Below are 25713 nucleotides of genomic sequence, written 5' to 3' on the forward strand. Positions count from 1 at the left end.
GGCCCTCCACTCCGGTGGAGGGCTTTTGGCATTTCCGTGTCCGGCTCCTTTAGCGACTGATGAAAGGTCTTGCCATATGGCGGTAGGGCAGGCATTCCTGGAAAATCTCATGGACAAGGCATGGCCGGCCCTTGAGCGTGAAGAGCTTGTACTCGACGCTGCGGCGGAGTGGGTGCTCCGCGCTTCCAACGGTGTGACGCAGCGGGCCAATTCCGTGTGGCCGGTCAACAGTGCAGGGGGAGGAGGCAGCGGCGACGCAGGCCCTGCTCTTGACGCAGGCCCTGCTCTTGACGCGGCGGCCGGCCTTGAACGCTCGGTTCGGGCTGCTTCGGAGTGGTACAGGCGCCGCCGGCTTCCCCTGATCTTCCAGGTGTTCGACGACACCGGTAATGCTGCCCTTAATAGTGTCCTTGACCGGCAGCGTTTCACCAGGCAGTCCGAAACCAGGATTATGGTCCGCGGCGTCCAGGACGTGCCGCAGGGATCATCAACGGTGGAACTCCTCGATCTTCCCTCCGCCGAGTGGCTCCATGTGTGGTGGTCAGTTGACGGCCGGGGTGGTGACGCCGAATTGTCGGTCGCCCACAGGATCCTCACTGCCTGCCCGGCCCTGTACGCCATGGTGAGGGACGACGACGGCGTCCCCGCCGCCGTCGGACGTCTCGCCCTGGTGGACGGCTGGGGAGGCATTTACAGCATGGCGACCTCAGGGACCCATCGCAGGCGAGGCTATGGGGCGCAGGTTCTGGCCTCCTTGTTGCATGCCGGCGCCGGGCGGGACCTCAGGGGATTCTGGCTCCTTGTTACTGCTGTCAATCATGGGGCGCAGTCTTTGTATTCCCAGGCCGGATTTACCCCCTACGGCAGCTATCTGTACCGGCAGGCTCCCCTGAAACGGGCTCCTGGCGGCTGCTAGCCCACGGGGTCGGTCACGGTGATCCGAACTGAGCAGGCGTCGGCTGCCGCTTTCTGCAGGCCAGCGGCTTTGACGTCCTGAACGTCCAGGAAGGGCAGCCTGGTTCGGCCCGTGAACGCTTTAAGGGCCGGTTGCGCGAGGACCTGATCCACCAGGGCCCTGTCTCCGCCGGGAACGATGTACTCCACTACATGTGCGGCAAAGATCCTGGCTGCATGCTCTGCCGTTGACCTGGCATCAATGAAGCGGTTGCCGCTCTTGGAAGCGAGGATGGTGGTGCCGCCCGCCGAGGCTACAACATAGCCGCCGCGGCGCACCAGAACCAAGCCCAGGCCTCGCTCCTGGGCGGCCAGTGAGGCAAGGCGCTGGAGCTCGTTTGGCCCCCTGCCCGGACGCCCGTCCGCAGGCCACGGAGCCCTCAGCAGTGCGGTGGCGCCGTCGGCCGCGCGAAGGAGCAGGCCGGCGTCGTCGAAATCTTCCACGACAGGGCCGTGGCTAGCCGCGAACCGATCCGCCCAACCGGCCAGCCTCGCGGCGGAGACCAAGGCTGTCCGCGTGGCGTGCCGGCGCGGAGCTGATGTTCGGCGGTCCATGGTGGATGTCTCCTTTGCTGGAACTATGAGTAGCCTATCCATGTGGAAGATCTCTTTGGTGCCGGTGCTGACAACGACGACGAGTCGGAAGACCTGCCCGCCGCGCCGCATTCCCTCCGGGGCCCATCCGATGCCCACTGGATGGCCTCCCAGCGCAGTCCCCTCGCAGTACGGATGCGCCCCCGTACCCTCGATGACGTAGTGGGCCAGCAGCATCTGCTGGGCCACGGTTCCCCGCTTCGGCAGTTGGCAGCCGGTGCTGAGGCTGCCGGGCCGGCGGGTCCCAGCTCCGTGATCCTTTGGGGGCCACCGGGAACCGGCAAGACCACCCTTGCCCATGTCATTGCCCGCGGGCCAGGGCGTAAGTTCGTTGAACTTTCCGCCATCACCGCCGGCGTCAAGGATGTCCGGCGCGTCATGGACGAGGCCTTGACGGCCCGGGACCTCTATAAGAAAACCACCGTCCTGTTCCTGGATGAGATCCATCGCTTCAACAAGGCCCAGCAGGACGCCCTGCTGCCTGGTGTCGAAAACCGCTGGGTGGTGCTCGTTGCCGCCACCACCGAAAACCCGTCCTTCTCGGTGGTCTCCCCGCTGTTGTCGAGGTCGCTGCTGCTGACGCTCAAGCCTCTCACCGATGAGGATATTTCGGGATTGCTGCAACGGGCCGTCGCCGATGCCCGCGGCCTTGCCGGACGGGTGGAGCTCAGCGGCGAAGCCCTGGACCACCTCGTCCGACTCTCCGGAGGCGATGCCCGCCGGGCGTTGACCGCGCTCGAAGCCGCCGCCGGGGTAGCGTTCGGTGACAGCGCCGCCGTCGGACTTTCCGTTGCGGACGGTGCCAGTGCCGCTCCCCGGGAGGGCCTGGAAGTTGACGGGCCCGAACAGGCGGGGACAGACGCCGACGACGAACCAGGGATCGGGAACGACGACGCACCTGACGCTCCGGTTCTGGTGGAGCTGCGCCACACGGAGCGCGCCCTGGACTCCGCGGCCGTTCGCTACGACCGGGCCGGCGACCAGCATTACGATGTGGCCAGTGCGTTCATCAAGTCCATCCGGGGCTCTGATGTTGATGCTGCCCTGCACTACCTGGCACGCATGCTCGAAGCGGGGGAGGACCCGCGGTTCGTGGCACGGAGGATCGTGATCTCGGCCGCTGAAGACATCGGCATGGCCGATCCCACAGCCTTGCAAACGGCAGTGGCAGCGGCGCAGGCAGTGCAATTGATTGGCATGCCCGAGGGCCGGATCGTTTTGGCCGAAGCTGTGGTCCACCTGGCCACCGCACCAAAGTCCAATGCTGCCTACATGGGCTTGAACAAAGCGGTGGCCGATGTCCGGGCCGGATTCGGTGGCGGTATCCCCATGCACTTGCGTGATGCCCACTATCCCGGCGCCAAGCAACTGGGCCACGGCAAAAGCTACAAGTACGCGCACGATGAACAGCACGGGGTGGCAACCCAGCAGTACCCGCCGGATGATTTGGTGGGCAAGGACTATTACCAGCCCACCAATAACGGGGCCGAACGCGATATTGCCGCCCGGCTGGAACGGCTCCGCAAGATCGTGCGTGGGGAGTAGGGCCGTTGGCGGAGGGTCCTTGCAGTCCTTTCCATGGCGGGGGACCCAGGACGTCAACCAGCTTGTGCGTGGTAGGATGGATCCTTGTCTGGCATGGCCCGACGCACAATCCCACTGAAGATTCCTTCATGAGTGCTGTGCGCCCGGGCTAGTAGCAAGAGGCAGCGGTTGGCCGATGCTCTCCCTGATGGAGGCCAGTAACACTGACACACCGCAGTAATTGGAAGGACACAAGTGGCTAACAACACTCGTGCTCGCCGTACCGCACGCCTTTCGCGTGCACTCGGCATCGCTCTGACCCCCAAGGCCGCCAAGTACATGGAGCGCCGCCCGTACGGCCCCGGTGAGCATGGCCGTGCCCGCAAGAAGCAGGACTCCGACTACGCCGTACGTCTGCGCGAAAAGCAGCGTCTGCGCGCCCAGTACGGCATCCGCGAAGCCCAGATGACCCGTGCCTTCGAAGAAGCACGCCGCACCAAGGGCCTGACCGGTGAAAACCTGGTTGAGCTGCTGGAAATGCGTCTGGACGCCCTCGTGCTCCGTGCAGGCTTCGCCCGCACCATCGCACAGGCACGCCAGCTGGTTGTGCACCGCCACATCATGGTTGACGGCATCCGCGTGGACCGCCCGTCCTTCCGCGTTGGCGAAGGCCAGCTCATCCACGTTCACAGCCGCTCCGAGGTCATGCCCCCGTTCCAGGTGGCAGCTGCAGGCGCACACGTTCTGAACAACGTTCCGCCGTACCTGGACGTCAAGATTGACGCCCTGCAGGCACGCCTGGTTCGTCGCCCCAAGCGCTCTGAGGTCCCCGTGATCTGCGAAGAGCAGCTCGTCGTCGAATTCTACGCTCGCTAAATTCGTACAGCGCATCAAAGAAGCCCGTGGCACATGCCGCGGGCTTCTTTGTCTGTAAGGTACCGCTCCAAAGTGGGTAAGGTACTGGGGAGGCCTTGTCCAAAGCCGCTGGGCGGCAGGTGCAAGGCATTGCAACAACCCTAGGAGAAGAGTTCTATGTCTGGTGGCGACATCGCCGGCCTCATCGCAGCAGGAGTCTTCGCGCTCCTTGTGTTGTTGTTGGCTGTGCCCATCTTGAAGCTGGGCGGCGTTTTTGACGAGGTCCGGACCTCCATCCGGTCCATCAGCGACGGCGCCACGCCCCTGATGGATGAAGTGACCGCTACGGTTTCCACCACCAACCAGCAGCTGAAGAAGGTTGACGGCATCGCCTCGAACGTCTCCGACGCCTCAGCCAACATCTCCGCCCTGTCTTCGCTGGTGGCTGCCACGGTGGGTTCTCCCTTGATCAAGGTCGCAGCGTTCAGCTACGGCGTGCGTTCGGCATTCGCCGGTCGTCGCGCCCCTTCCTCCGGCCGCCGCAGCCGCTGAGCAGATCAGTTGCCGGATCAAGCAGCCGCAAACTAAAGGAAGACAAAACCCCATGAAAAGAATTGTGTGGATGGGCATCGGAGTCGCCATTGGCGTCATTGCCTTCCGGAAGATCACCGAGGCCCAGGCGAACATTGGTCCTGACGGCCTGAACCGCGCCGTGGGCCGGATGGCCGACGGCTTGTTTGATTTTGCCGACGCAGTCCGGACCGGCATGCACCAGCGCGAAGAGGACCTTCGGGCAGCGCTGGGCATTGACGACGCCGGGGCGGGGCGTCGATAGCGGAGCGGTTCGCTCCCACGCCCGCAACAGGGCAGAATGGAAAACTGCGGAACGGCATCAGCCGGTACCGCGCACCTTACGTGCAGTGAATTGAGAAGGGTAAGTAATCAGCTAATGAAGTCGCAGGAGATCACCAAGCGCTGGGTGGACTTTTTTGTCAGCAAGGGCCACACCGCCGTTCCCTCCGCGTCGCTCGTTTCAAGCGACCCGTCCCTTCTCTTCACCGTGGCCGGAATGGTGCCGTTCATTCCCTACCTGACTGCCCGCGAAGAGCCCCCCTACAGCCGTGCAACGAGCGTCCAGAAGTGCATCCGCACCGGGGACATCGAAGAAGTGGGCAAGACGGCCCGCCACGGCACGTTCTTCCAGATGTGCGGCAACTTCTCCTTTGGCGACTACTTCAAGGAAGACGCCATCAAGTTCGCCTTCGAGCTGCTCACTACGAGCACTGACGACGGCGGCTATGGGCTGCCTGCCGAGCGCCTGTGGGTGACCGTCTACGAAGAAGACGACGAAGCCAAGGAGTTGTGGCTCAAGAACACCGGCATCCCCGCCGAGCGCATCCAGCGCATGGGTAAAGCCGATAACTACTGGTCCACGGGCCAGCCCGGCCCGGCAGGGCCCTGCTCGGAAATCTACTACGACCGCGGCCCTGCCTACGGTATCGAGGGCGGCCCGCTGGCCGATGAGACCCGCTACATCGAGATCTGGAACCTGGTATTCATGCAGTACCAGATCGAGAACGTCCGCTCCAAGGTGGATTTCGACATCGTTGGCGAGCTCCCGCAGAAGAACATCGACACCGGCCTTGGCATGGAGCGCCTGGCGATGATCCTCCAGGGCGTCGAGAACATGTACGAGACCGACCAGGTCCGCCCGGTCATCGACAAGGCTGCCGAACTGTCCGGCCGTGAGTACACCTCGGCCGAGTCGCCTGAAGATCCGCACCACACGGACGATGTCCGCATGCGTGTGGTGGGCGACCACATCCGCTCTGCCCTGATGCTGATCGCCGATGGTGTTTCACCCTCCAACGAGGGCCGTGGCTACGTGTTGCGCCGCCTCATTCGACGTGCCGTCCGCGCCATGCGCCTGCTCGGCGTCGAAAAGGCCTGCTTGCCGGACCTGCTTCCCGCATCCCGCGACGCCATGAAGGGCGTCTACCCGGTGGTCGAGACGGATTTCGCCAGGATCAGCCGCATTGCCTACGCCGAAGAAAAGGCGTTCCTGCGCACCATCGCTTCGGGCACCGCCCGTCTTGAGGATGCCGTCACCGAATCGAAGGCTGCCGGTGTTCCGCTTTCCGGCGCCGATGCCTTCGCCCTGCACGACACCTACGGCTTCCCGATCGACCTGACCCTCGAAATGGCTGAAGAGGCCGGACTCAAGGTGGACGAGGCAGGCTTCCGTGCCCTCATGCTCGAGCAGCGCCAGCGTGCACAGGCCGATGCCAAGGGCAAAAAGGGCGGCCACGCCGATCTCAGCGCCTACCAGGAACTCCTGGGCAAGGGCGAGACCGTCTTCACGGGCTACGACGAACTTGAGGGTGAGTCCACTGTCCGCGGAATCGTCAGCGGTGGACGACCGGTTGCGCACGCCTCAACGGGCGATGAAATTGAGTTGGTCCTCAACGAAACCCCGTTCTACGCCGAGGCTGGTGGCCAGTCCGCTGATACAGGCCTTATCACCGGCGACGGTTTCGTGGTCGAAGTCCTGGACGTCCAGCGGCCCATCAAGGGCCTGAGTGTGCACAAAGCGATTGTCCGCGAAGGCGAGATTGCCTCCGATGCCCTGGTGCGCGCCGCCGTCGACCGTGAACGACGCCATGCAGCCGAACAAGCCCACACCGGCACGCACATTGTGCATGCTGCCTTGCACCAGATCCTTGGCCCTGAAGCCACCCAGCGCGGTTCCTACAACAAGGCCGGTTACCTCCGCTTCGACTTCGCCTGGGGTGAGGGGCTGAGCACTGCCACGCGTTCGGAAATCGAAGAGGTCTCCAACATTGCCATCCGGAACAACTACCGGGTGGATACCAAGGTCATGGGCCTGGCCGAGGCCAAGGCCCTGGGCGCCATGGCACTGTTCGGTGAAAACTACGGAAGCGAAGTCCGCGTCGTAGAGATCGACGGCGCGTGGTCCCGTGAGTTGTGCGGTGGCACCCACGTGTCCAACACTTCCCTTATCGGCAGCCTTTCACTGCTGGGCGAGCAGTCCGTTGGCTCCGGAAACCGCCGCGTGGAGGCCTTCGTCGGCCTGGACGCTTTCCGTCACCTGGCCGCTGAGCGCGCGCTGGTGACCGAGCTGACAGAACTTCTGAAGGTTCCCTCGGGGCAACTGGCGGATCGTATCTCCAGCACACTGAGCAAGCTGAAGGCCACGGAGAAGGAACTCGACCGCCTGCGCAAGGAGCAGCTGACCGCTGCTGCGGCAAACCTGGTGGGCACCGCCAAGGATGCTGCCGGCGTGCGCGTTGTTGCCCACGATGCCGGCCAGGTCGGTGGGGCCGACGATCTCCGCAACCTTGCCTTGGACCTCCGCAGCCGCCTCGGCTCCGAAGCTGCCACAGTAGCCGTTGCCGGCGTCAGCAATGACCGCCCCGTGATCCTCATTGCCACCAATGAGGCCGCCCGCGAAGCCGGAGTGAAGGCCGGTGCGCTGGTTCGCCTGGCCGCCGGCATCCTCGGCGGTGGCGGAGGCGGCAAGGACGACGTTGCCCAAGGCGGCGGCGCCGACGCTGGGAAGGTCTCTGAGGCCCTCACAGCGGTGGTGGATGCGATAGCCAAGCGCTGACGGTGGCTGAAAGTACTGACGGTGGCGTCTACCCCCGGGGCATCAAACTGGGGGTAGACGTCGGAACCGTGCGTGTGGGCGTGGCGATCTGCGACCCCGACGGGATCCTGGCAACACCCTTCAAGACCGTTGCACGCGATTCCAAGAAGAACTCGGACGTCCGTGTTGTGGTCAAGCACGCCGCTGAACTGCCTGCCGTGCAAATCTTCGTAGGCCTTCCCCGCACCATGAAGGGTGAGGAACGTGCTTCAGCCGACATGGCGGTTTCGTATGCCGGGCTCCTCGCCGACGAGCTTCAGCGGGTCGGTTTGGACATCCCTGTGAGCCTCGTAGATGAGCGGTTATCGACCGTCACGGCGCACCGCAACCTGCACGAAGCTGGCATGAGCAGCAGGAACCACCGTAAAGTGGTTGATCAGGTTGCCGCTGCTGGAATACTTCAGCACGCAATCGACATGCAAAAAGCCAGAGGAACGGACGTTGGCCGCCGAGTGCAGGCACCGGCGCAATCCGAAAAGCCCAGCAGTGCCCCAACGCTGCGGGCTGCCTCCGGCAGTGAACCCGATTCTTCTACGAGGGGACTGCAACTGTGAGCCCGGTCAACAACGACCCCTCCAGCGGTACCGCCGGCGGCGGCATGCCGCTGACCCGCAAAGAGCTGCGGGCGCGGGAACGATTCCTCGCCACGCAGAACCACAACGTCGTACCCGTTCCCGAAGCGACACCTGGAGAGGCCGCTGAGGCCGCTGCCTCGGCAGAAGGTGGGACTGAACTGCCCCGTCCAGTTCCCGCCGTGATACCCGCGCCGGTTGCGCCACCAGTTTCGGCCGCTCCACCGGTGCCTGCCGCTCCTCCCGTTCCCGCTGCAAAACCTGCCACGCCTCCCGTTCCCACAGCGGAGCCGGCTTCGGCTGCAACGATTCCTGCTGACGTGCCGGCCGCGCAGTCCGGTCACGAGTCGGTCGGCCATGAACCATCCGCTGACGATTCAGGTGTTGCGATCCAGCCGTCCGATGAGGTTCCGGGGGAGACTCACGCTGCTGACCCCGGGCACGGCGGGGTTCACCAGGACGCGGCAGGGGAACATCACGGATCCACAGTCCACGCTGATGACCATGATGGGCATCCTGCTGATGGGCTTCACCCTAGCGAACACCCCGTGGACGAACTGCACCACGACGAACTTCACCACGATGAACACCCCCTGGAAGGGATCCACCACGACGGGATCCACCACGACGATCTTCACCACGACGAACACCACGTGGACGAACTTCACCATGACGATCAACACCACGACCTCATCGCGCCAATCGAGCAATCAGCCTCAACCAAGGCCGCGGCCAAGAAGGCCCGGCGTCGCCGTCGTGTCCTTGCGCTGCTGATCACCCTGGGAGTCTTCGTTGCCGCCATCGCCATTGGTGCCCAGTTCCTCAAGCCCCTGCTGGGAATGGACAAAGTAACGGACTACCCGGGCCCGGGAACAGGGTCGGTCAGTATCACCGTCCCTGAAGGTTCCGGACCGAAGGCTGTGGCCGTCGCCCTGGTGGAGAACAAGGTAGTGGCCGACGCCGACGCGTTCGTCAAGGAATTCCTTAACGACGGCGGGGAGCTGTCCCCGGGCGAGTTCACCTTCCGGACCGAGATGAAAAATTCCGATGCCGTGGATGTGCTGGTCAACAAAGACTCATCAAAGGTGATGTATTTCGCCCTGAGTGCCGGCCTCCGAATCAACGAATCCCTCGAAGCCATTTCCAAGGGCTCCGGAATCTCCCTGCAGGAACTCAATGCCTTGAACCAGGCGCCGGCACAGTTCGGCGTGCCTTCCAAGGCCAAGAACCTCGAAGGGTTCCTGGCTCCGGGGGAATACCGTTTCCCGCTTGGCACACCAGCGAAGGACATCATCCAGAAGTTGGTCACCACCACGGTTGATGAACTCAAGTCCCAGGGAATCACGGAACCGGCAAAGCAGTACGACACCGTCACCATTGCCAGCATTGTCCAGGCCGAGGGCGGCCAGGCCGATTACGGCAACGTGGCCGGCGCCATCTACAACAGGCTTAAGCCCAACAACGTGGAAACCAGTGGCCTGATCCAATCAGATGCCACGGTGACGTACGGACTCGGCAAGAAATCCTTCCACCTCACGGAGGAGGAGAAAGCTGACAAGTCCAACACGTACAACACGTACGCCAACGTGGGACTGCCCGCCGGACCGATCGGCTCACCGGGCAAGACCGCCATTGATGCCGCTGCCAAACCCACCCCGAATGATTACCTCTACTGGGTGACCATCAACCTGGACACCAAAGAGACCAAGTTCTCCAAGACACTGGCCGAACACAACACGTATGTTGAGCAATACAACGCCTGGTGCACGGCCAACCCGGGACGGTGTGTGTGATTCGTCGTGCCGCAGTCCTGGGGCACCCTATCTCGCATTCGAAATCCCCGGCCCTGCACACTGCCGCCTACGCCAAGCTGGGCGTAGACATTGAATATTCGGCAATCGATGTCACGGTGGATGCCCTTCCCGCATTCATGGAATCACTTCGTGGGGACCACTCCTGGTGCGGTCTTTCAGTGACCATGCCGCTGAAGTCGGCCATGGTCAAGGAAGTCGACGAAGTCCGTGGCGCAGGCGCCCACTTGGGCGTCATCAACACGGTGGTCTTCGAGCCCGACGGCGGACTGGTCCGGCGCGTGGGGTACAACACCGATGTTGCCGGGATTGTCGAAGCAGTCAGGTATGCAGGGGTTGCCTCTACGCCGCACGCCGCTGTACTTGGCGGTGGAGGTACCTCTGCCGCTGCAGTTGCAGCGGTCAAGGAACTCGGTGCCGGCCACGTCGATGTCTTCGTCAGGGATGCAGGGCGTGCCGGCGACGCGGAGGCGGCGGCTGCCGCCGTCGGAATTTCCCTCAGCGTCAGGCCGCTGACCGAAGCCGCCACTGCTGTGGCGGGCACGGACCTGGTGATCTCCACCTTCCCGCCACGGGCAGCCGATGCCTTGGCGGAGGAGCTTGCAGGCTTGCCGGGAACAGGAGCCGGCGTCCTTCTGGACGTTGCCTATGATCCCTGGCCCAGCCGCCTCGCTGAGGTGTGGCATGGCCATGGGGGAGCTGTGGTACCGGGCTTGGAGATGTTGATGTACCAGGCGGCCGAGCAGATCAGGCGCTTCAGCGGTTGTGACGTGGACGCCGCCGTCATAGATGTGATGTGCGACTCAGTCGGGCTTCCCCGGCGAGTGTTCTAGAAGCCTTACATGGCAGGATTGGTTATATGTTGCGTTGGTTGACTGCCGGTGAATCCCATGGTCCGGCCCTGATCGGAATTATTGAAGGCGTGCCCGCCGGTGTTGAGCTCACCAGCGCGCAGATCCGCGATGCGCTGGCGCGTCGTCGTCTGGGCTACGGACGCGGTGCCCGCATGAAGTTCGAGCAGGATGAGGTCACCATCATGGGTGGTGTCCGTCACGGCCTCACCCAGGGCGGACCCGTGGCCATTCAGGTTGGCAATACAGAGTGGCCCAAGTGGGAGCAGATCATGTCTGCTGACCCCGTGGATCCCGAGGTCCTCGCCGACCAGGCGCGCAATGCCCCGCTGACCCGTCCACGGCCGGGCCACGCAGATTTCACCGGCATGCAGAAATACGGCTTTGACGAAGCCCGTCCTGTCCTTGAGCGCGCCAGTGCACGGGAGACCGCCACGCGTGTGGCACTTGGAACCGTGGCTGCTCAGTTCCTGAAGCAGTTGGGTGTGGAGTTGGTCAGCCACACCGTTTCCATTGCCAGTGTGACTGTTCCCGAGGGGCGTCCCTTGCCCCTGCCCCAGGACGTCCTGGCTCTCGACGCGGACCCCCTGCGCTGCTTCGACCGTGAAACCTCCGATGCCATGGTTGCTGAAGTGGATGCGGCCCACAAGGAAGGCGAAACCCTCGGCGGCGTCGTTGAGGTCCTGGCCTATGGACTTCCGCCGGGACTTGGCAGCTACGTCCACTGGGACCGCCGCCTTGATTCCCGCCTGGCAGCTGCATTGATGGGCATCCAGGCCATCAAGGGTGTGGAAGTTGGCGACGGCTTCCTCACTGCTGCCCGCCGCGGGTCGGCAGCCCATGACGAGATCCTCAAGGATGAGGCAGGCAAGATCGTTCGGCAGACCAACCGGGCTGGTGGCATCGAAGGTGGCATGAGCATCGGCGAGGTCCTCCGCGTCCGTGCGGCCATGAAGCCAATCGCCACCGTTCCCCGTGCCCTGCGGACCATTGACGTCAGTACTGGTGAGCCCGCAAAGGCCCACCACCAGCGTTCGGATGTATGTGCGGTGCCGGCGGCCGGTGTTGTGGCCGAAGCGATGGTTGCTCTGGTCTTGGCCGAGGCCGTTGCCGAGAAGTTCGGTGGCGACTCCGTAGCTGAGACCCAGCGAAACCTCCAGAGCTACCTTGAGAGCATCCCGGCTACCCTGGACTCGGTCGGCCGGTAGTGGTCCGCCTCATCATGGACGGACTTCGTGACCGTCCCGTTGTTCTGGTGGGGCCAATGGCCGTCGGCAAATCAGCCATTGGCCAGCAGTTGGCCCTGCAGTTGGGGCTCCCGTTCGTGGACACCGACGCTGTGGTGGTGGCTGCCCATGGCAGCATCGCGGATATTTTTGCAGGACGCGGAGAGCACGCCTTCCGCGAGATCGAAGCCCGGGCCGTGGCGAAATCCATCGAGCATGCCAAGGTCCAGCCCGCCATCATTTCCCTGGGCGGGGGAGCGGTGCTTGACTCCGGAACCCAGCAGTTGCTGGGGGATTGCACGGTGGTCTACCTCGAGTGCGACGCAGAAACGGTTGCCGACAGGATTGCGCGGAACACGGGCAGGCCGCTGCTCAAAGGCGATTCGATGACCCGGTGGGAAGCGTTGTTTGCCACGAGGCGTCCTGTTTATGAGCGCCTCGCGGACATCGTCATGGACGTCCGGTCAGGATCCGTGGCGGAAATCGGCCTCCAACTGGAGGAGCGGCTGCGCCAGCATGCAGCCTTGAAAGAGGAAGTTGAAAAGTGAGCAACGAAGCAACTGTCATCAAGGTGACCGGCGGTTCCGCCAATGAAAACTACGACGTCGTAGTGGGGCGTGGCCTTCTGGCGAACCTTCCGGAGAAGCTTGGGGAGCGTGTCAGGCGTGTCCTGGTCATCCATCCCCGTGCCCTCCGCCTGACGGGCGATACGGTCCGCGATGAGCTGGAAACAGCCGGCTTCACCGCGCTGACGGCCGAAATTCCGGATGCCGAAGAAGGCAAGCACATCCAGGTAGCCGCATTCTGCTGGCAGGTCCTTGGCCAGAACGACTTCACACGTTCGGACGCCATCGTGGCGGTCGGTGGCGGCGCGGTAACTGACCTTGCAGGCTTTGTGGCGGCCACCTGGCTGCGGGGCGTCAAGGTCATCCACATGCCCACCAGCCTGTTGGGCATGGTGGATGCTTCAGTGGGCGGAAAGACCGGAATCAACACCGCCGAAGGCAAGAACCTCGTAGGTTCCTTCCACCCGCCGGCAGCCGTTTTGGCTGATCTGGACACCCTACAGACCCTGCCCAGGAATGAGCTCATTTCCGGCATGGCCGAGGTCATCAAGTGCGGTTTCATTGCCGACCCCACCATCCTGGACCTGATCGAGAAGAACACTGACGCCGTGATGGACCCGGCGTCGGACGTTGTCCGCGAATTGATCGAGCGGGCCATCACTGTCAAGGCCGATGTCGTTTCGCAGGACCTGAAAGAATCCGGGCTCCGTGAGATCCTCAACTATGGCCATACCCTGGGACATGCCATTGAACTGGTGGAGCGCTACTCATGGCGGCACGGCGCGGCCGTCTCGGTGGGCATGATGTTTGCCGCAGAATTGTCGCGCAGCGTTGGTCGGTTGTCCGATGCCGACGCAGACCGCCACCGCACCATCCTGGAAAGCCTCGGCCTTCCGATCACCTACCGGCGTGACCGCTGGCAGGGGTTGCTGGACGGCATGCGCCGGGATAAGAAGTCCCGTGGCGACCTCCTGCGGTTTGTTGTCCTTGACGGTGTGGCCAAGCCGGGCATCCTGGACGTCCCCGATACCTCCCTCCTGTTTGCCGCCTACCAGGAGATCGCGTCATGAGTGTCGACGTGAGGGAAGGCGTCAGCGATTGGCCAACAGCGGGCTTCCCGGGTGTCCGGACCAATCCCGATACCCTCCTTCCGGTCATCGTCAACGAGGAAGTCATGGAGACGGCGCTTGCAGCGTCGGAGGATCCCGCTGACCGCATCATGGCGCTGCTGTTGGAAAACCACGCCAACGAAGCAGCAGAACTGCTGGCAGAGGCACGGTACAAGGATCCCGAGTCGTTCCGGCTCAGGATTTTTGAAGCTGAAGTCCACCGCGCCACCAATCGGCTGGACAGGGCCATCCAGCTGTTCCGGCACCTGCTGCAGGATGTCCAAGGCAGCTCGAAGGAAGCGATCGTCCACCAGTACTTGGGTCGGGCCTACTTTGTCAGCGGGAACGCTTTGGCTGCATCCGAGGAGTTTGCCAAGGCTTTGGACCTTCGTGTCGCCATGGCCGCCGATGCGGCGTTGATCTACTCCTCTGCCGTTGCCCTGCAGCGGGCCCGGAACGTACTGGAACTCGCTTCCTGATACCCCTGGGGACAGTCCCCGCAAGCCTTTGGCTCATTTGCCGGTAGAATGATTCTTGGATTTTTGATAAATACGCGCTGGCGGGCCGATTGGTACGCCTGCTTGGCATAGATAGCTGGCAGCTAGAACCAGTGCGATAACCAGAGGATACGAGTGGCAACCACAAACGACATCAAGAACGGGACCGTACTGAAGCTCGAGGGCCAGCTCTGGAACATCATTGAGTTCCAGCACGTCAAGCCTGGCAAGGGCGGCGCGTTTGTGCGCACCAAGATGCGCAACGTCATGTCCGGCAAGGTGGTCGACAAGACCTTCAACGCCGGCCTGAAGATTGAAACCGCTACGGTCGACCGCCGCGACTACCAGTACCTGTACCAGGATGGCGAAGACTTCGTTTTCATGGACACCCAGGACTACGACCAGATCACCGTCTCCGGTGCCACAGTGGGCGACGCCACCAACTTCATGCTCGAAAACCAGATGGTCAACATTGCCATCCATGAGGGCACCCCGTTGTACATCGAACTGCCCCCGAGTGTGGTCCTCGAAATCACCTACACCGAGCCCGGCCTCCAGGGCGACCGCTCCTCGGCAGGCACCAAGCCGGCCACCGTCGAAACCGGCTACGAGATCCAGGTTCCGCTGTTCGTTGAGCAGGGCACCAAGGTCAAGGTCGACACCCGCGATGGCAGCTACCTGGGCCGGGTCAACGACTAGTGAGCGCACGCGGTAAAGCCCGTAGCAGGGCTCTTGAAGTACTCTTCGAAGCGGAGCAGCGCTCCGTTTCGGCTTTCGACGCCATGAGGGCGCGGCGGGAGAAGACTGACCTGGTCATCAACCCCTATACGGTGGAAATCGTTGAGGGCGTTGTGGCCATGCAGGCAACCATTGATGAGTTCCTGGAGACTTATGCCCAGGGCTGGACCCTGGAACGGATGCCGTCGGTAGACCGCATCATCCTTCGGATCGGCGCGTGGGAACTTCTCTACAATGACGAGGTTCCCGACGGCGTAGCCGTTAGCGAAGCGGTAGCCCTCGCCAAGACGATGTCCACGGATGACTCCCCGGCGTTCATCAATGGACTCCTGGGCCGGCTCCAGAAGCTCAAACCATCACTTTTGGCATAGGCGCAGGCCTGGCCTGAACGTACAAGGAACCCGCCTCACAGGAAACTGTGGGGCGGGTCCCTTTTTGCCCGGTTTGCCCAATTTGGCCCATTTGCCCGATTTGCGCCACTGCCCCTACTGGAGAACCGCGGCCCGCAGGCCCGGAATACTTCGGAGATGGTCAAGTTCGTCCTGCTGGTGAAGGTGGACGTCCCGCCCGCTGAGTATCCGTTGGCGGGTAAAGGCCAAAGCCGTAGCCCCTTTGATGAAGGACTTCATCGCATCCCTGCGGCCGCGCGTGGATGCCCAACGGACAGCCTGCCGTCTGCCCCGGGAGGTGGCCAGCATCTCCACCTCTGCCGGTGTGAACCAGCCTGCGCGGGCGTACTCAAGGAGCCGCTGCCGGGTCAGCTTTCCTTCGGCGAGCCGGAGCAGGATGATGCCCACAGCTGCAACCAGGAAGATCGGGACCTGGACAACGAAGTACTCCACCAGGAAGTTCTGGCCCATGCTGTTCCAGCGGTTGTGCAGGAACATGGCAGGGAGCAAACCGATGAAGAATGCCAGTACGGCGTAGCCGGTGTGCCAGCGGCGTGCCGCGAAACCCATGATCAGGCCGGTGGTTCCGGTGAAGACGGCATGGGCGAAAGGCGACATGACGCCACGAAGGATGAAGATGCGGACGAGGTCAGTCCCCGGGTCGGTGGAGGAGGCAATTTCGCGTCCGAAGTAGAGGATGTTTTCGGTGAAGGCGAAACCGGCGGCAATGGTGAAGGCGAACACCACCCCGTCCACCGGGCCGTCAAAGTACTTCCGGGCGGCCAGGATCAGCACCAGCAATCCCAGTGACTTGGTGAATTCTTCGACGATGGGTGCTTGGACTGTTGCCATGAAGTAGGTAAAAGCTTCTTCGCTGCTGGTCGGCGCGGCCAGGGCGAAGAGGGGTTGGATCAGCAGTGTCCCGGCGATGGACACTGCGGCGCCCCAGGTAAAGGCGAACCAGAGGAGTCGTTTTGGCTCGGGCTCCCAGCGGTCGATCAGGCGAACGGTCAGCAGCACCACGGTCAGCGGAATCAGGGACGCAATGAATCCGATGACGAAGCCGGTGACACCGGTGTTTCCCAGCAGGAACGGCAACACCAGTATCAAGCTGGCGAGGACCAGGATTCCACCGACAATCAGCAAGGGGAGTGTGCCCGTGCGGCTTCGCTGGGCCGGCGGGCCTGCCCACGTTTGCCGGGGGAGCGTGGCGGGATTGCCTGGTGCGGGCTGGTAATTTCCCGGCTGTACCCGTCCGATCCACGTAGGGTTGGCCCCGGGTTCCAGGTAAGGCCGTGGATATTGTTGCCCGCCGGGTTGCCCGTGGTGGTTCATGGTCATGGGCAAAAGCCTATTCCACGGCATGGAGTGTGAGCTTAAACTCACCCGTCGCTTTCCCCGCCGGTGAGGTGGCAAAGAGGTGCTGTGGTAGCTTGGAAAAGCACATATTCCTTTTTTAATTCCGTCCCGTGAGGCGGGGAAAGGGGAGACGAGCGATGACTGAAGTCACTTCAGCGCACGTGCCGTCCAGGGTTGTACTCAACCAGGCGGACATTGATCGTGCGCTCACTCGTATCGCCCACGAGATCCTCGAAGCCAACAAGGGCTCCCAGGACCTGGTTCTCTTAGGCATTCCCAGCCGCGGCTATCCCCTGGCGGTCCGCCTTGCCCACAAAATCGCAGCAGCTGACCCGACGGTCAATGCTGAAACGATCGTGGGTCAGCTCGATGTCACCATGTTCCGTGACGATCTCTCGCACCAGCCCACCCGGCCTCCGCGCCACACCCGCCTGCCGTTGTCAGGGATCGACAACAAAGTAGTTGTCCTGATCGACGACGTCCTGTACTCGGGCCGCACCATCCGGGCAGCACTGGATGCTTTGGTGGACCTTGGCCGTCCCCGGATTGTCCGCTTGGCCGTGCTGGTGGACCGGGGCCACCGTGAGCTCCCCATCCGCGCGGACCACGTCGGCAAGAACCTGCCCACCTCTTCCTCGGAGAAAGTCCGTGTCCACCTGGAGGAAATCGACTCTGTTGACGGCGTTCCCGTCAATGAAGTAGTTATCGAGGCGGGGAAGTGAAGCACCTTCTTTCCACTGAAAACCTCAGCGCTTTCGACGCCATCCGCGTCCTGGACACGGCAGAAGAAATGTCTGCCGTGGGCGAGCGTGAAGTGAAAAAGCTGCCTGCCCTGCGTGGCCGGACAGTAGTGAACCTCTTCTTCGAAGACTCCACCCGGACGCGGATCTCGTTCGAGGCTGCCGCCAAGCGACTTTCCGCCGACGTCATCAACTTCGCCGCCAAAGGGTCCTCGGTGTCCAAGGGGGAATCCCTCAAGGACACCGCACAGACCCTGGCCGCCATGGGTGCGGACGCCGTGGTCATTCGTCACTGGGCGTCCGGCGCCCCGCACCGGCTCGCTGCCACGGACTGGATTGACGCTGCTGTGATCAACGCCGGTGACGGCACCCACGAGCACCCCACCCAGGCCCTGCTGGACGCTTTCACCATGCGCCGGCACTGGTCCAGGATCAACGGCATCGAGTCAACGGGGGCGGACCTGTCGGGCATGCGCGTTGCGATTGCCGGCGACGTACTCCACTCCCGTGTTGCCCGGTCCAACGTCTGGTTGTTGAAAACCCTTGGCGCCGAGGTCACTCTGGTGGCGCCACCTACGCTGCTGCCCATCGGCGTCGAGCACTGGCCTTGCAAGGTCAGCTACAACCTGGACGAGACCCTGGAAGCGGGTATCGACGCCATGATGATGCTCCGCGTCCAGGGTGAGCGGATGAACGCCTCGTTCTTCCCCTCGACCCGTGAGTACTCCCGCCGCTGGGGATTCGACGACGCCAGGCTCCGTGCCTTGGATGACCTGGGCATGAAGGACACCATCATCATGCATCCCGGTCCCATGAACCGCGGCCTGGAGATTTCTTCGGCAGCTGCTGATTCACCGCGTTCCACTGTGCTTGCCCAAGTCCGCAACGGTGTCTCGGTCCGCATGGCCGCCCTGTACCTGCTGCTCTCAGGAGACTCCCGGGAACCAGCCCAGAACGTAAGCCAGTCCAGCAAGGAGACCAACTGATGGCCGAGAACACCTACCTGATTCGTGGGGCCGCCATCCTCGGCGGCGACGCTGAGGACCTGCTGATCCGCGACGGCGTCATCGAAGCACGCGGCAAGGACCTCGCCGCTGAAGGTGCCACTGTCATCGACGCCGCCGGACTCGTTGCGCTGCCCGGCATGGTTGACGTGCACACCCACCTGCGCGAGCCGGGCCGCGAAGACGCCGAAACGGTGGAAACCGGTACCCGGGCCGCGGCTTTGGGCGGATTCACGGCTGTCCACGCGATGGCCAACAGCAACCCCGTGGCTGACACCGCCGGAGTCGTGGAACAGGTCCACAGCCTGGGCCGTGCATCGGGCTGGGTGGATGTGCGCCCAGTGGGTGCAGTCACGGTGGGGTTGGCCGGTGAGCGACTTGCCGAGCTTGGCGCCATGGCCGATTCCCGCGCGCAGGTCCGCATGTTCTCCGATGACGGAATCTGCGTTCACGATCCCGTACTCATGCGCCGCGCACTGGAGTACGTAAAGGCGTTCGACGGCGTGGTGGCCCAGCACGCGCAGGAACCGCGCCTGACCGCCGGGGCACAGATGAACGAAGGCACGGTCTCTGCCGTACTTGGACTGACCGGCTGGCCGGCTGTAGCCGAGGAAAGCATCATCGCCCGTGACGTCCTGCTGGCCCAGCATGTTGGTTCCAGGCTCCACGTCTGCCATGTCTCCACCGCCGGATCAGTCGAAATCGTGCGCTGGGCCAAGGCGCGCGGGATCAACGTCACGGCCGAAGTGACGCCCCACCACCTGCTCCTGACCGATGAACTGGTCCGCAGCTACGATCCCGTCTACAAGGTCAATCCGCCGCTGCGAACCGATGCTGATGTCCAGGCGCTCCGTGAGGGCCTGGCCGACGGCACCATCGACGTCGTGGGAACCGACCATGCCCCGCACCCCAGCGAGCACAAGGAATGCGAGTGGGCGCAGGCGGCCATGGGCATGACCGGCCTCGAAACTGCGTTGTCGGTAGTCCAAGAGACCATGATCGAGACCGGCTTGATGACCTGGGCGGATTTCGCCAGGGTCACCTCGTTCACGCCTGCGGTCATCGGGCGGGTCGCTGACCAAGGCCGTCCGCTGGAGGTTGGCGAACCTGCCAACGTCATCCTGGTGGACCCGGCTGCGCGTTGGACGGTCGACCCCCATAAAATGGCAACCATGGGCCGCAATTCACCGTTCAAGGGCAAGGAGCTGCCCGGATCCGTGGTGGCAACCTTCTTCAAGGGCCACCCCACGGTCCTTGACGGCAAACTCAACACGCCGTACCGGTACCCGGCAGTCAGCAGCATTAATGGATAACCAGACACTGACCGTGCTCATCACGGTGCCGCTGATCCTCGCCGTCCTGGCGATGATCTGGCTGGGGTGGCGGAACAGGCTCAGGCGCCAGTCCGACGTCGAACGCCTTCCGGTCCTGCCGGAGCAGCTGACGCCGGCCACCGTCGTCGCTGATGGCCAGTACGTTGCCACCACCACGGCGGGGGATTGGCTTGACCGTATCGCGGTCCAAGGCCTTGGTATCCGGACGAATGCGGAACTGAGCATCCACACCGAAGGTGTGTTGTTCGACCGCTGCGGTGCCGCCCCTGTCTTCATACCCCGCGAGGCAGTGACTGACGGCCGGGAGTCCAACGGCATGGCAGGGAAGTTCGTCGAGAAAGACGGACTCCTGGTCATCAGTTGGAAACTCGGCGGCCGTGAACTCGATACCGGGTTCCGGACCCGGCACGCAGCCGACAAAAAGCTCCTCCTTGAAGCCCTCCAGGAATTGATCTCCGCAGCCCCTCAGGCAGATGCCGATAGTGGAAAGTAATAAAGTGACGGATAGTAAAGCAGCCACCACACCCACCCCCTCAGCAGCAGTACTCGTGCTCGAAGACGGCCGCATGTTCCGCGGCCGCAGCTACGGAGCGCAGGGAACCGCTCTCGGTGAGGCCGTCTTCGCCACCGGCATGACCGGCTACCAGGAGACCATTACCGACCCCTCCTACGCGCGCCAGCTGGTGGTCCAGACAGCGCCGCACATCGGCAACACCGGCGTCAACAGCGAAGACGCTGAATCCCGCCGTATCTGGGTTGCCGGATACATTGTCCGGGACGCCGCCCGCCGCCCCTCCAACTGGCGCTCAGAGCGAAGCCTTGACGATGAACTGGTAGAGCAGGGCATTGTTGGCATCCAGGGCGTCGACACCCGGGCCATCACCCGCCACCTCCGCGAGCACAAGACCATGCGTGCTGGCATTTTCTCCGGCGAGGCGGCCCGGGCCACTGACAAGGAACTGCTGGAGACCGTCCTGGCCAGTGAGCCCATGGAAGGTGCGGCGCTGGCTGAGGAAGTCTCCATCGATGAGGCCTACGTTGTGGAACCAAAGGACCACGGCTGGGAAGGCGAGCCACGCTTCTCCATCGCTGCTGTTGACCTTGGCATCAAGGCCATGACTCCGGTCCGCTTCGCAGAGCGTGGAGTGCGCGTGCATGTCCTGCCTGCAACGTCCACGCTGGAGGATGTCAACGCGGTCAAGCCGGACGGTTTCTTCATGTCCAACGGACCCGGGGACCCGGCTACGGCAGACCACCAGGTCTCGCTGCTGCGCTCGGTGCTGGATGAGAAGCTGCCGTACTTCGGCATCTGCTTCGGCAACCAGATCCTGGGCCGTGCCCTGGGCTTTGGCACCTACAAGCTCCGCTATGGGCACCGTGGGATCAACCAGCCCGTCATGGACCGCCGGACCGGGAAGGTGGAGATCACCTCGCAGAACCACGGCTTCGCCGTGGATGCGCCGCTGAACGGTTCCACTGTGGCCCCCGAAGAGCGCTTCGGACGCGTCGAGGTCAGCCACGTGTCATTGAACGACGACGTCGTTGAAGGACTCGCCTGCCTCGATATCCCTGCGTTCTCCGTCCAGTACCACCCGGAGGCTGCTGCCGGCCCGCACGATGCCGCCTACCTCTTTGACCGCTTCATCGACCTCATGGCCGATACCAAGTCCAAGGCCACAGCTGCGGCCTCCACCGACTCCAAGACTGAGGACACGAAGTAATGCCCAAGCGTACAGATCTCAAGAGCGTCCTTGTCATCGGATCCGGCCCCATTGTCATCGGCCAGGCGGCTGAGTTCGACTACTCCGGCACCCAGGCACTCCGTGTCCTGAAAGAGGAGGGCCTGCGGGTCATCCTGGTCAACTCCAACCCGGCCACCATCATGACGGACCCCGAGTTTGCCGATGCCACCTACGTGGAGCCCATCACCCCCGAGGTGGTTGAGAAGATCATCGCCAAGGAGCGTCCGGACGCCATCCTGCCCACCCTGGGTGGCCAGACCGCTTTGAACACCGCCATTGCGTTGGACAAGAACGGCGTACTGGAGAAGTACAACGTGGAACTCATCGGCGCCAACATTGCCGCCATTGAGCTCGGCGAAGACCGGGAGAAGTTCAAGGGCGTGGTGGAGCGTTGTGGTGCAGAGTCTGCCCGCAGCCACATTATCCACACCATGGATGAGGCCTTCGCTGCTGCCGAGGACCTTGGCTACCCCATGGTGGTCCGCCCGTCCTTCACCATGGGTGGCTTGGGCTCGGGCTTGGCTTACAACGAGGACGACCTCCGCCGCATCGTCGGCCAGGGCCTCCAGTACAGCCCCACCACCGAGGTCCTGCTCGAAGAGAGCATCCTTGGCTGGAAGGAATACGAGCTGGAAATGATGCGCGACAAGAACGACAACGTCGTTGTTGTCTGCTCCATCGAGAACTTCGATCCCGTAGGTGTCCACACCGGTGACTCCATCACTGTTGCACCGGCACTGACCCTCACGGACCGCGAGTACCAGAAGCTGCGCGATGTTTCCATCGCCGTCATCCGCGAAGTCGGCGTGGACACCGGCGGCTGCAACATCCAGTTCGCCATCGACCCCGCTACGGGCCGCGTAGTGGTCATCGAAATGAACCCGCGTGTTTCGCGGTCGTCCGCGCTGGCATCGAAGGCCACGGGATTCGCCATCGCCAAGATCGCTACCAAGCTGTCCCTTGGTTACACCCTGGATGAGATCCCCAACGACATCACCCAGAAGACCCCGGCTTCGTTCGAGCCGACCCTGGACTACGTAGTGGTCAAGGTTCCGCGCTTCGCCTTCGAGAAGTTCCCGGCTGCCGACAACACCCTGACCACCACCATGAAGTCTGTTGGCGAAGCCATGGCGATGGGCCGCAACTTCACCGAGGCACTGCAGAAGGCCCTGCGCTCCCTGGAACAGAAGGGCTCGCAGCTGGACTTCAGTTCAGTACCTGAATACGAAGTGGCCGAGCTCCTGGAGAAGGCCAAGCGGCCCACCACTGAGCGCCTTCACCAGGTCCAGCGCGCATTGCTGGGCGGGGCAAGCATCGAGGACGTCTTCGAAGCAACCAAGATCGATCCCTGGTTCCTGGACCAGTTGCAGCTGCTCAATGAGACCGCCCAGGAGATCCGCAAGGCCGGCGTGCTGACCGAGGAAATGCTGCGCAACGCCAAGCGCCACGGTTTCTCCGACGAGCAGATCGGTGCCCTGACGCACAACAACGAGGCCGTGGTCCGCGGCGTCCGCCAGGCCCTGGGCATTCGTCCCGTCTACAAGACCGTGGATACCTGCGCCGCTGAGTTCGCCGCCTACACCCCGTACCACTACTCCTCCTACGACGAGGAAGACGAAGTGGGCCTGCACGCCAAGCCCTCGGTCATCATCCTGGGTTCGGGACCGAACCGCATCGGCCAGGGCATCGAGTTTGACTACTCCTGCGTCCATGCGTCCATGGCGCTGCGCAAGGCCGGCTATGAGACCGTGATGGTCAACTGCAACCCTGAGACCGTCTCCACCGACTACGATGTCTCCACCCGCCTCTACTTTGAGCCGTTGACCCTTGAGGACGTCCTTGAGGTCATCGCCGCCGAGGAGCGCACTGGTGGCGTCATGGGCGTGTTCGTCCAGCTCGGTGGCCAGACTCCGCTGAAGCTGGCGCAGCAGCTCGCCGACGCCGGCGTCCCCATCCTCGGCACTTCGCCCGAAGCCATCGACCTCGCAGAGCACCGGGGCGCGTTCGCCCGCGTATTGGACGAGGCCGGATTGACCTCCCCGAAGAACGGCACTGCCGTATCCTTCGAGGACGCGAAGAAGATTGCCGATGAAATCGGCTACCCGGTCCTGGTCCGTCCGTCCTACGTACTGGGCGGCCGCGGCATGGAGATCGTCTATGACGAAGCCAACCTTTCCCGCTACATCGCCAACGCCACGGAAATCACGCCGGACCACCCCGTGCTGATCGACCGCTTCCTCGAGGACGCCGTCGAAATCGACGTTGACGCACTCTTCGACGGCACTGACATGTACCTCGGCGGCATCATGGAACACATCGAAGAAGCCGGTATCCACTCCGGCGACTCCGCGTGCGTCCTTCCCCCGATCACCCTGGGCAACAACGTGATCGAGCGCGTGCGCACCGCAACCCGGGCCATTGCCGAAGGCGTGGGCGTCCGTGGCCTGATCAACATCCAGTTCGCGCTGGCCTCCGACGTCCTGTACGTGCTCGAAGCCAACCCGCGTGCTTCCCGCACGGTCCCCTTCGTCTCCAAGGCAACGGGTGTGCAGATGGCCAAGGCGGCAGCCCTGATCGGCACCGGCGTGACCATCAACCAGCTCCGCGGCGCCTACAAGATGCTGCCGGAAACCGGTGACGGCTCCACCTTGCCGTTGGATGCACCGGTTGCCGTGAAGGAAGCTGTGCTGCCGTTCAGCCGCTTCCGTACGCCCGAAGGCAAGGTTGTGGACTCCCTCCTCGGCCCGGAAATGCGTTCCACCGGTGAAGTCATGGGCATCGACAAGCACTTCGATACCGCTTTCGCCAAGAGCCAGGCTGCCGCGAACAACGCGCTGCCCACCGAAGGCAAGATCTTCGTATCGGTGGCCAACCGTGACAAGCGTTCGGTCATCATGGGCGTCAAGCGCCTCTCGGACCTCGGTTTCGAGATCGTCTCCACCGGTGGCACCGCTGATGTCCTGCGCCGCAACGGCATCCAGGCCACTCCGGTCCGCAAGGTGGCCGAAGGCAGCAGCGCCGAGGGCGAGGGCACCATTGCCGACCTCGTGATCGCCGGTGAGATCGACATGGTCTTCAACACCCCCTCGGGTGGCGAAGCCCGCAGCGATGGATACGAACTCCGGGCCGCAGCAACGTCCATCGGCATCCCCTGCATCACCACCGTGGCTGAATTCAACGCCGCGGTGCAGGCTATCGAGGCACTGCGGACCTACGAATGGTCGGTGACCAGCCTGCAGGAGCACGCAGCCAACCTCTCCGCAGCAATGGAAGCAGCCAATGCCTGAGTCTGCTTCACCCCAGCAGGGTCAGCAGCCGGCCCGGGAGTCCTTTGGCTCCCGGCTGGCTGCGGCCATGGCGTCCCGTGGCCCGCTCTGCGTCGGAATTGATCCGCACCCGCAGCTGTTGGCCGACTGGGGATTGAACGACGACGCCGCAGGGCTGGAGCGTTTTTCGCTGACGGTGGTGGAGGCGGTGTCTTCCCTCGCTGCCGCGGTCAAGCCGCAAGTGGCGCTCTATGAGCGTCACGGTTCCGCCGGAATGGCGGTCCTTGAACGCACCTTGGCTGCATCCGCGGAGGCAGGGGTACTCAGTATCGCTGACGCCAAGCGCGGGGATATTGGGTCCACCATGGCCGCTTATGCCGATGCCTGGCTTCGTGATGGTTCATCCTTGGCCGCTGACTCAGTGACACTGAGCCCTTACCTTGGCTTTGAGTCATTGCGCCCTGCGTTGGATCTTGCCGCGCAATACGGCAGGGGAGTGTTCGTCCTGGCTTTGACGTCCAACCCTGAGGGGAAGTCCGTCCAGCATGTTGGTGGAAGCGAGTCAGTTGCCCGCAGGATTGCCTTGGCGGCCGGCGTCGAGAATCAGCGTTACAGCGGGGCCCTTGGTTCGGTTGGACTGGTAGTGGGGGCAACCATCGGCTCTGCTTTGGATGACCTGGGTATCGATCTTGGACAGGTCCGCGGGGCGATCCTGGCTCCCGGGCTTGGCGCCCAGGGTGCCACCCCTGCTGACCTTCGGGCCACGTTCGGTGCCGCTTATCCCACGGTCCTTGCTACGTCCAGCCGGGGCATCCTGGCCGCGGGTCCCACCGTGGAAGGCCTGCGTGCGGCGACCGAAGCGAGCCTGAGGGGACTCCGCTCCTAAGAGCAACGCGGGGTCACTTATGGCCCCTT

General features: G+C 63.3%; 24 protein-coding genes. 22 read left to right on the plus strand and 2 right to left on the minus strand.

Going from position 1 to position 25713, the window contains the following annotated elements:
* Positions 1-76: 76 nt before the first annotated feature.
* Entirely contained in the window at positions 77-916 is an 840-nt protein-coding gene (locus tag AC6JA3_RS09760) for a GNAT family N-acetyltransferase (RefSeq protein ID WP_497920108.1), read from the plus strand.
* Here AC6JA3_RS09760 and AC6JA3_RS09765 read toward each other — a convergent pair.
* Positions 913-1509, minus strand: coding sequence for a Vms1/Ankzf1 family peptidyl-tRNA hydrolase (locus tag AC6JA3_RS09765; RefSeq protein ID WP_026546887.1), 597 nt, complete (start codon positions 1507-1509; stop codon positions 913-915). The two genes, AC6JA3_RS09760 and AC6JA3_RS09765, sit on opposite strands and share 4 nt — an antisense overlap.
* A 42-nt stretch (positions 1510-1551) precedes the next feature.
* Between AC6JA3_RS09765 and AC6JA3_RS09770 the strand changes: the two genes are divergently transcribed.
* From AC6JA3_RS09770 to nusB, 14 genes are all read left to right on the plus strand, one after another.
* Positions 1552-3093: a replication-associated recombination protein A gene (locus AC6JA3_RS09770; RefSeq protein ID WP_497920109.1), complete on the plus strand. Its 1542-nt coding sequence runs from the start codon at positions 1552-1554 to the stop codon at positions 3091-3093.
* Between the two features lie 234 nt (positions 3094-3327).
* Positions 3328-3948 (plus strand): 30S ribosomal protein S4, encoded by a 621-nt coding sequence (rpsD, locus tag AC6JA3_RS09775; RefSeq protein ID WP_026540819.1) that lies wholly within the window; start codon positions 3328-3330, stop codon positions 3946-3948.
* Positions 3949-4104: 156 nt separating this feature from the next.
* Complete coding sequence (locus AC6JA3_RS09780) at positions 4105-4479, plus strand: DUF948 domain-containing protein (RefSeq protein ID WP_026540818.1); 375 nt, start codon at positions 4105-4107, stop codon at positions 4477-4479.
* Positions 4480-4531: 52 nt separating this feature from the next.
* Positions 4532-4762 carry a hypothetical protein gene (locus AC6JA3_RS09785; RefSeq protein WP_026540817.1) on the plus strand — a complete coding sequence of 77 codons (231 nt, stop codon included), beginning with the start codon at positions 4532-4534 and terminating at the stop codon, positions 4760-4762.
* 114 nt (positions 4763-4876) lie between these two features.
* Complete coding sequence (gene alaS, locus AC6JA3_RS09790; protein WP_026546884.1) at positions 4877-7555, plus strand: alanine--tRNA ligase; 2679 nt, start codon at positions 4877-4879, stop codon at positions 7553-7555.
* Between the two features lie 2 nt (positions 7556-7557).
* A complete protein-coding gene (gene ruvX, locus AC6JA3_RS09795; protein WP_026540815.1) occupies positions 7558-8148 on the plus strand; it encodes a Holliday junction resolvase RuvX in 591 nt (196 codons plus the stop codon).
* Complete coding sequence (mltG, locus tag AC6JA3_RS09800; protein WP_497920110.1) at positions 8145-9959, plus strand: endolytic transglycosylase MltG; 1815 nt, start codon at positions 8145-8147, stop codon at positions 9957-9959. Before ruvX ends, mltG begins: the two co-directional genes overlap by 4 nt.
* Positions 9956-10810 carry a shikimate dehydrogenase gene (locus AC6JA3_RS09805; protein WP_091551907.1) on the plus strand — a complete coding sequence of 285 codons (855 nt, stop codon included), beginning with the start codon at positions 9956-9958 and terminating at the stop codon, positions 10808-10810. Before mltG ends, AC6JA3_RS09805 begins: the two co-directional genes overlap by 4 nt.
* Positions 10811-10836: 26 nt before the next feature.
* On the plus strand, positions 10837-12036 hold the full coding sequence (gene aroC, locus AC6JA3_RS09810; RefSeq protein WP_026540811.1) for a chorismate synthase: 1200 nt from the start codon (positions 10837-10839) through the stop codon (positions 12034-12036).
* Positions 12037-12050: 14 nt separating this feature from the next.
* Positions 12051-12602 (plus strand): shikimate kinase, encoded by a 552-nt coding sequence (locus tag AC6JA3_RS09815; RefSeq protein ID WP_497920111.1) that lies wholly within the window; start codon positions 12051-12053, stop codon positions 12600-12602.
* Positions 12599-13690 carry a 3-dehydroquinate synthase gene (aroB, locus tag AC6JA3_RS09820; RefSeq protein WP_026540809.1) on the plus strand — a complete coding sequence of 364 codons (1092 nt, stop codon included), beginning with the start codon at positions 12599-12601 and terminating at the stop codon, positions 13688-13690. Before AC6JA3_RS09815 ends, aroB begins: the two co-directional genes overlap by 4 nt.
* On the plus strand, positions 13687-14208 hold the full coding sequence (locus tag AC6JA3_RS09825) for a tetratricopeptide repeat protein (protein WP_026540808.1): 522 nt from the start codon (positions 13687-13689) through the stop codon (positions 14206-14208). Before aroB ends, AC6JA3_RS09825 begins: the two co-directional genes overlap by 4 nt.
* A gap of 153 nt (positions 14209-14361) precedes the next feature.
* Positions 14362-14925 (plus strand): elongation factor P, encoded by a 564-nt coding sequence (gene efp / locus AC6JA3_RS09830; RefSeq protein ID WP_011774957.1) that lies wholly within the window; start codon positions 14362-14364, stop codon positions 14923-14925.
* The gene (gene nusB, locus AC6JA3_RS09835; RefSeq protein WP_026540807.1) at positions 14925-15335 is read left to right on the plus strand and encodes a transcription antitermination factor NusB; all 411 of its coding nucleotides are present in this window, start codon (positions 14925-14927) and stop codon (positions 15333-15335) included. The genes efp and nusB overlap by 1 nt, the downstream gene beginning before the upstream one ends.
* A 114-nt stretch (positions 15336-15449) precedes the next feature.
* Here the strand turns inward: nusB and AC6JA3_RS09840 are convergent, their stop codons facing one another.
* The gene (locus AC6JA3_RS09840; protein ID WP_431768465.1) at positions 15450-16694 is read right to left on the minus strand and encodes a PrsW family intramembrane metalloprotease; all 1245 of its coding nucleotides are present in this window, start codon (positions 16692-16694) and stop codon (positions 15450-15452) included.
* 155 nt (positions 16695-16849) lie between these two features.
* Between AC6JA3_RS09840 and pyrR the strand changes: the two genes are divergently transcribed.
* The 7 genes from pyrR to pyrF are packed head-to-tail and all read left to right on the plus strand — an operon-like array spanning position 16850 to position 25684.
* Positions 16850-17434 (plus strand): bifunctional pyr operon transcriptional regulator/uracil phosphoribosyltransferase PyrR, encoded by a 585-nt coding sequence (pyrR, locus tag AC6JA3_RS09845; RefSeq protein WP_026540805.1) that lies wholly within the window; start codon positions 16850-16852, stop codon positions 17432-17434.
* Positions 17431-18438, plus strand: coding sequence for an aspartate carbamoyltransferase catalytic subunit (locus tag AC6JA3_RS09850; RefSeq protein ID WP_347783336.1), 1008 nt, complete (start codon positions 17431-17433; stop codon positions 18436-18438). The genes pyrR and AC6JA3_RS09850 overlap by 4 nt, the downstream gene beginning before the upstream one ends.
* Positions 18438-19769: a dihydroorotase gene (locus AC6JA3_RS09855; protein WP_347783337.1), complete on the plus strand. Its 1332-nt coding sequence runs from the start codon at positions 18438-18440 to the stop codon at positions 19767-19769. Before AC6JA3_RS09850 ends, AC6JA3_RS09855 begins: the two co-directional genes overlap by 1 nt.
* Positions 19762-20283 carry a PH-like domain-containing protein gene (locus AC6JA3_RS09860; RefSeq protein ID WP_347783338.1) on the plus strand — a complete coding sequence of 174 codons (522 nt, stop codon included), beginning with the start codon at positions 19762-19764 and terminating at the stop codon, positions 20281-20283. Before AC6JA3_RS09855 ends, AC6JA3_RS09860 begins: the two co-directional genes overlap by 8 nt.
* Positions 20264-21511, plus strand: coding sequence for a glutamine-hydrolyzing carbamoyl-phosphate synthase small subunit (carA, locus tag AC6JA3_RS09865; protein ID WP_347783339.1), 1248 nt, complete (start codon positions 20264-20266; stop codon positions 21509-21511). The genes AC6JA3_RS09860 and carA overlap by 20 nt, the downstream gene beginning before the upstream one ends.
* On the plus strand, positions 21511-24819 hold the full coding sequence (carB, locus tag AC6JA3_RS09870; RefSeq protein WP_026540800.1) for a carbamoyl-phosphate synthase large subunit: 3309 nt from the start codon (positions 21511-21513) through the stop codon (positions 24817-24819). Before carA ends, carB begins: the two co-directional genes overlap by 1 nt.
* The gene (gene pyrF / locus AC6JA3_RS09875) at positions 24812-25684 is read left to right on the plus strand and encodes an orotidine-5'-phosphate decarboxylase (RefSeq protein WP_347783340.1); all 873 of its coding nucleotides are present in this window, start codon (positions 24812-24814) and stop codon (positions 25682-25684) included. Before carB ends, pyrF begins: the two co-directional genes overlap by 8 nt.
* Positions 25685-25713 lie beyond the last annotated feature (29 nt).

Source organism: Arthrobacter sp. TmtSoilC79 (assembly GCF_059739405.1).

What these genes read in the sequence shown, in the direction of transcription:
- aroC (WP_026540811.1), top strand. Translation starts at nt 10,837, where the DNA reads ATGTTGCGTTGGTTGACTGCCGGTGAATCCCATGGTCCGGCCCTGATC.
- AC6JA3_RS09765 (WP_026546887.1), bottom strand. Translation starts at nt 1,509, where the DNA reads ATGGACCGCCGAACATCAGCTCCGCGCCGGCACGCCACGCGGACAGCC.
- AC6JA3_RS09825 (WP_026540808.1), top strand. Translation starts at nt 13,687, where the DNA reads ATGAGTGTCGACGTGAGGGAAGGCGTCAGCGATTGGCCAACAGCGGGC.
- pyrR (WP_026540805.1), top strand. Translation starts at nt 16,850, where the DNA reads ATGACTGAAGTCACTTCAGCGCACGTGCCGTCCAGGGTTGTACTCAAC.
- pyrF (WP_347783340.1), top strand. Translation starts at nt 24,812, where the DNA reads ATGCCTGAGTCTGCTTCACCCCAGCAGGGTCAGCAGCCGGCCCGGGAG.
- AC6JA3_RS09815 (WP_497920111.1), top strand. Translation starts at nt 12,051, where the DNA reads ATGGACGGACTTCGTGACCGTCCCGTTGTTCTGGTGGGGCCAATGGCC.
- carA (WP_347783339.1), top strand. Translation starts at nt 20,264, where the DNA reads ATGCCGATAGTGGAAAGTAATAAAGTGACGGATAGTAAAGCAGCCACC.
- AC6JA3_RS09785 (WP_026540817.1), top strand. Translation starts at nt 4,532, where the DNA reads ATGAAAAGAATTGTGTGGATGGGCATCGGAGTCGCCATTGGCGTCATT.
- AC6JA3_RS09855 (WP_347783337.1), top strand. Translation starts at nt 18,438, where the DNA reads ATGGCCGAGAACACCTACCTGATTCGTGGGGCCGCCATCCTCGGCGGC.
- carB (WP_026540800.1), top strand. Translation starts at nt 21,511, where the DNA reads ATGCCCAAGCGTACAGATCTCAAGAGCGTCCTTGTCATCGGATCCGGC.
- AC6JA3_RS09760 (WP_497920108.1), top strand. Translation starts at nt 77, where the DNA reads ATGGCGGTAGGGCAGGCATTCCTGGAAAATCTCATGGACAAGGCATGG.
- alaS (WP_026546884.1), top strand. Translation starts at nt 4,877, where the DNA reads ATGAAGTCGCAGGAGATCACCAAGCGCTGGGTGGACTTTTTTGTCAGC.
- AC6JA3_RS09840 (WP_431768465.1), bottom strand. Translation starts at nt 16,694, where the DNA reads ATGACCATGAACCACCACGGGCAACCCGGCGGGCAACAATATCCACGG.
- AC6JA3_RS09780 (WP_026540818.1), top strand. Translation starts at nt 4,105, where the DNA reads ATGTCTGGTGGCGACATCGCCGGCCTCATCGCAGCAGGAGTCTTCGCG.
- AC6JA3_RS09860 (WP_347783338.1), top strand. Translation starts at nt 19,762, where the DNA reads ATGGATAACCAGACACTGACCGTGCTCATCACGGTGCCGCTGATCCTC.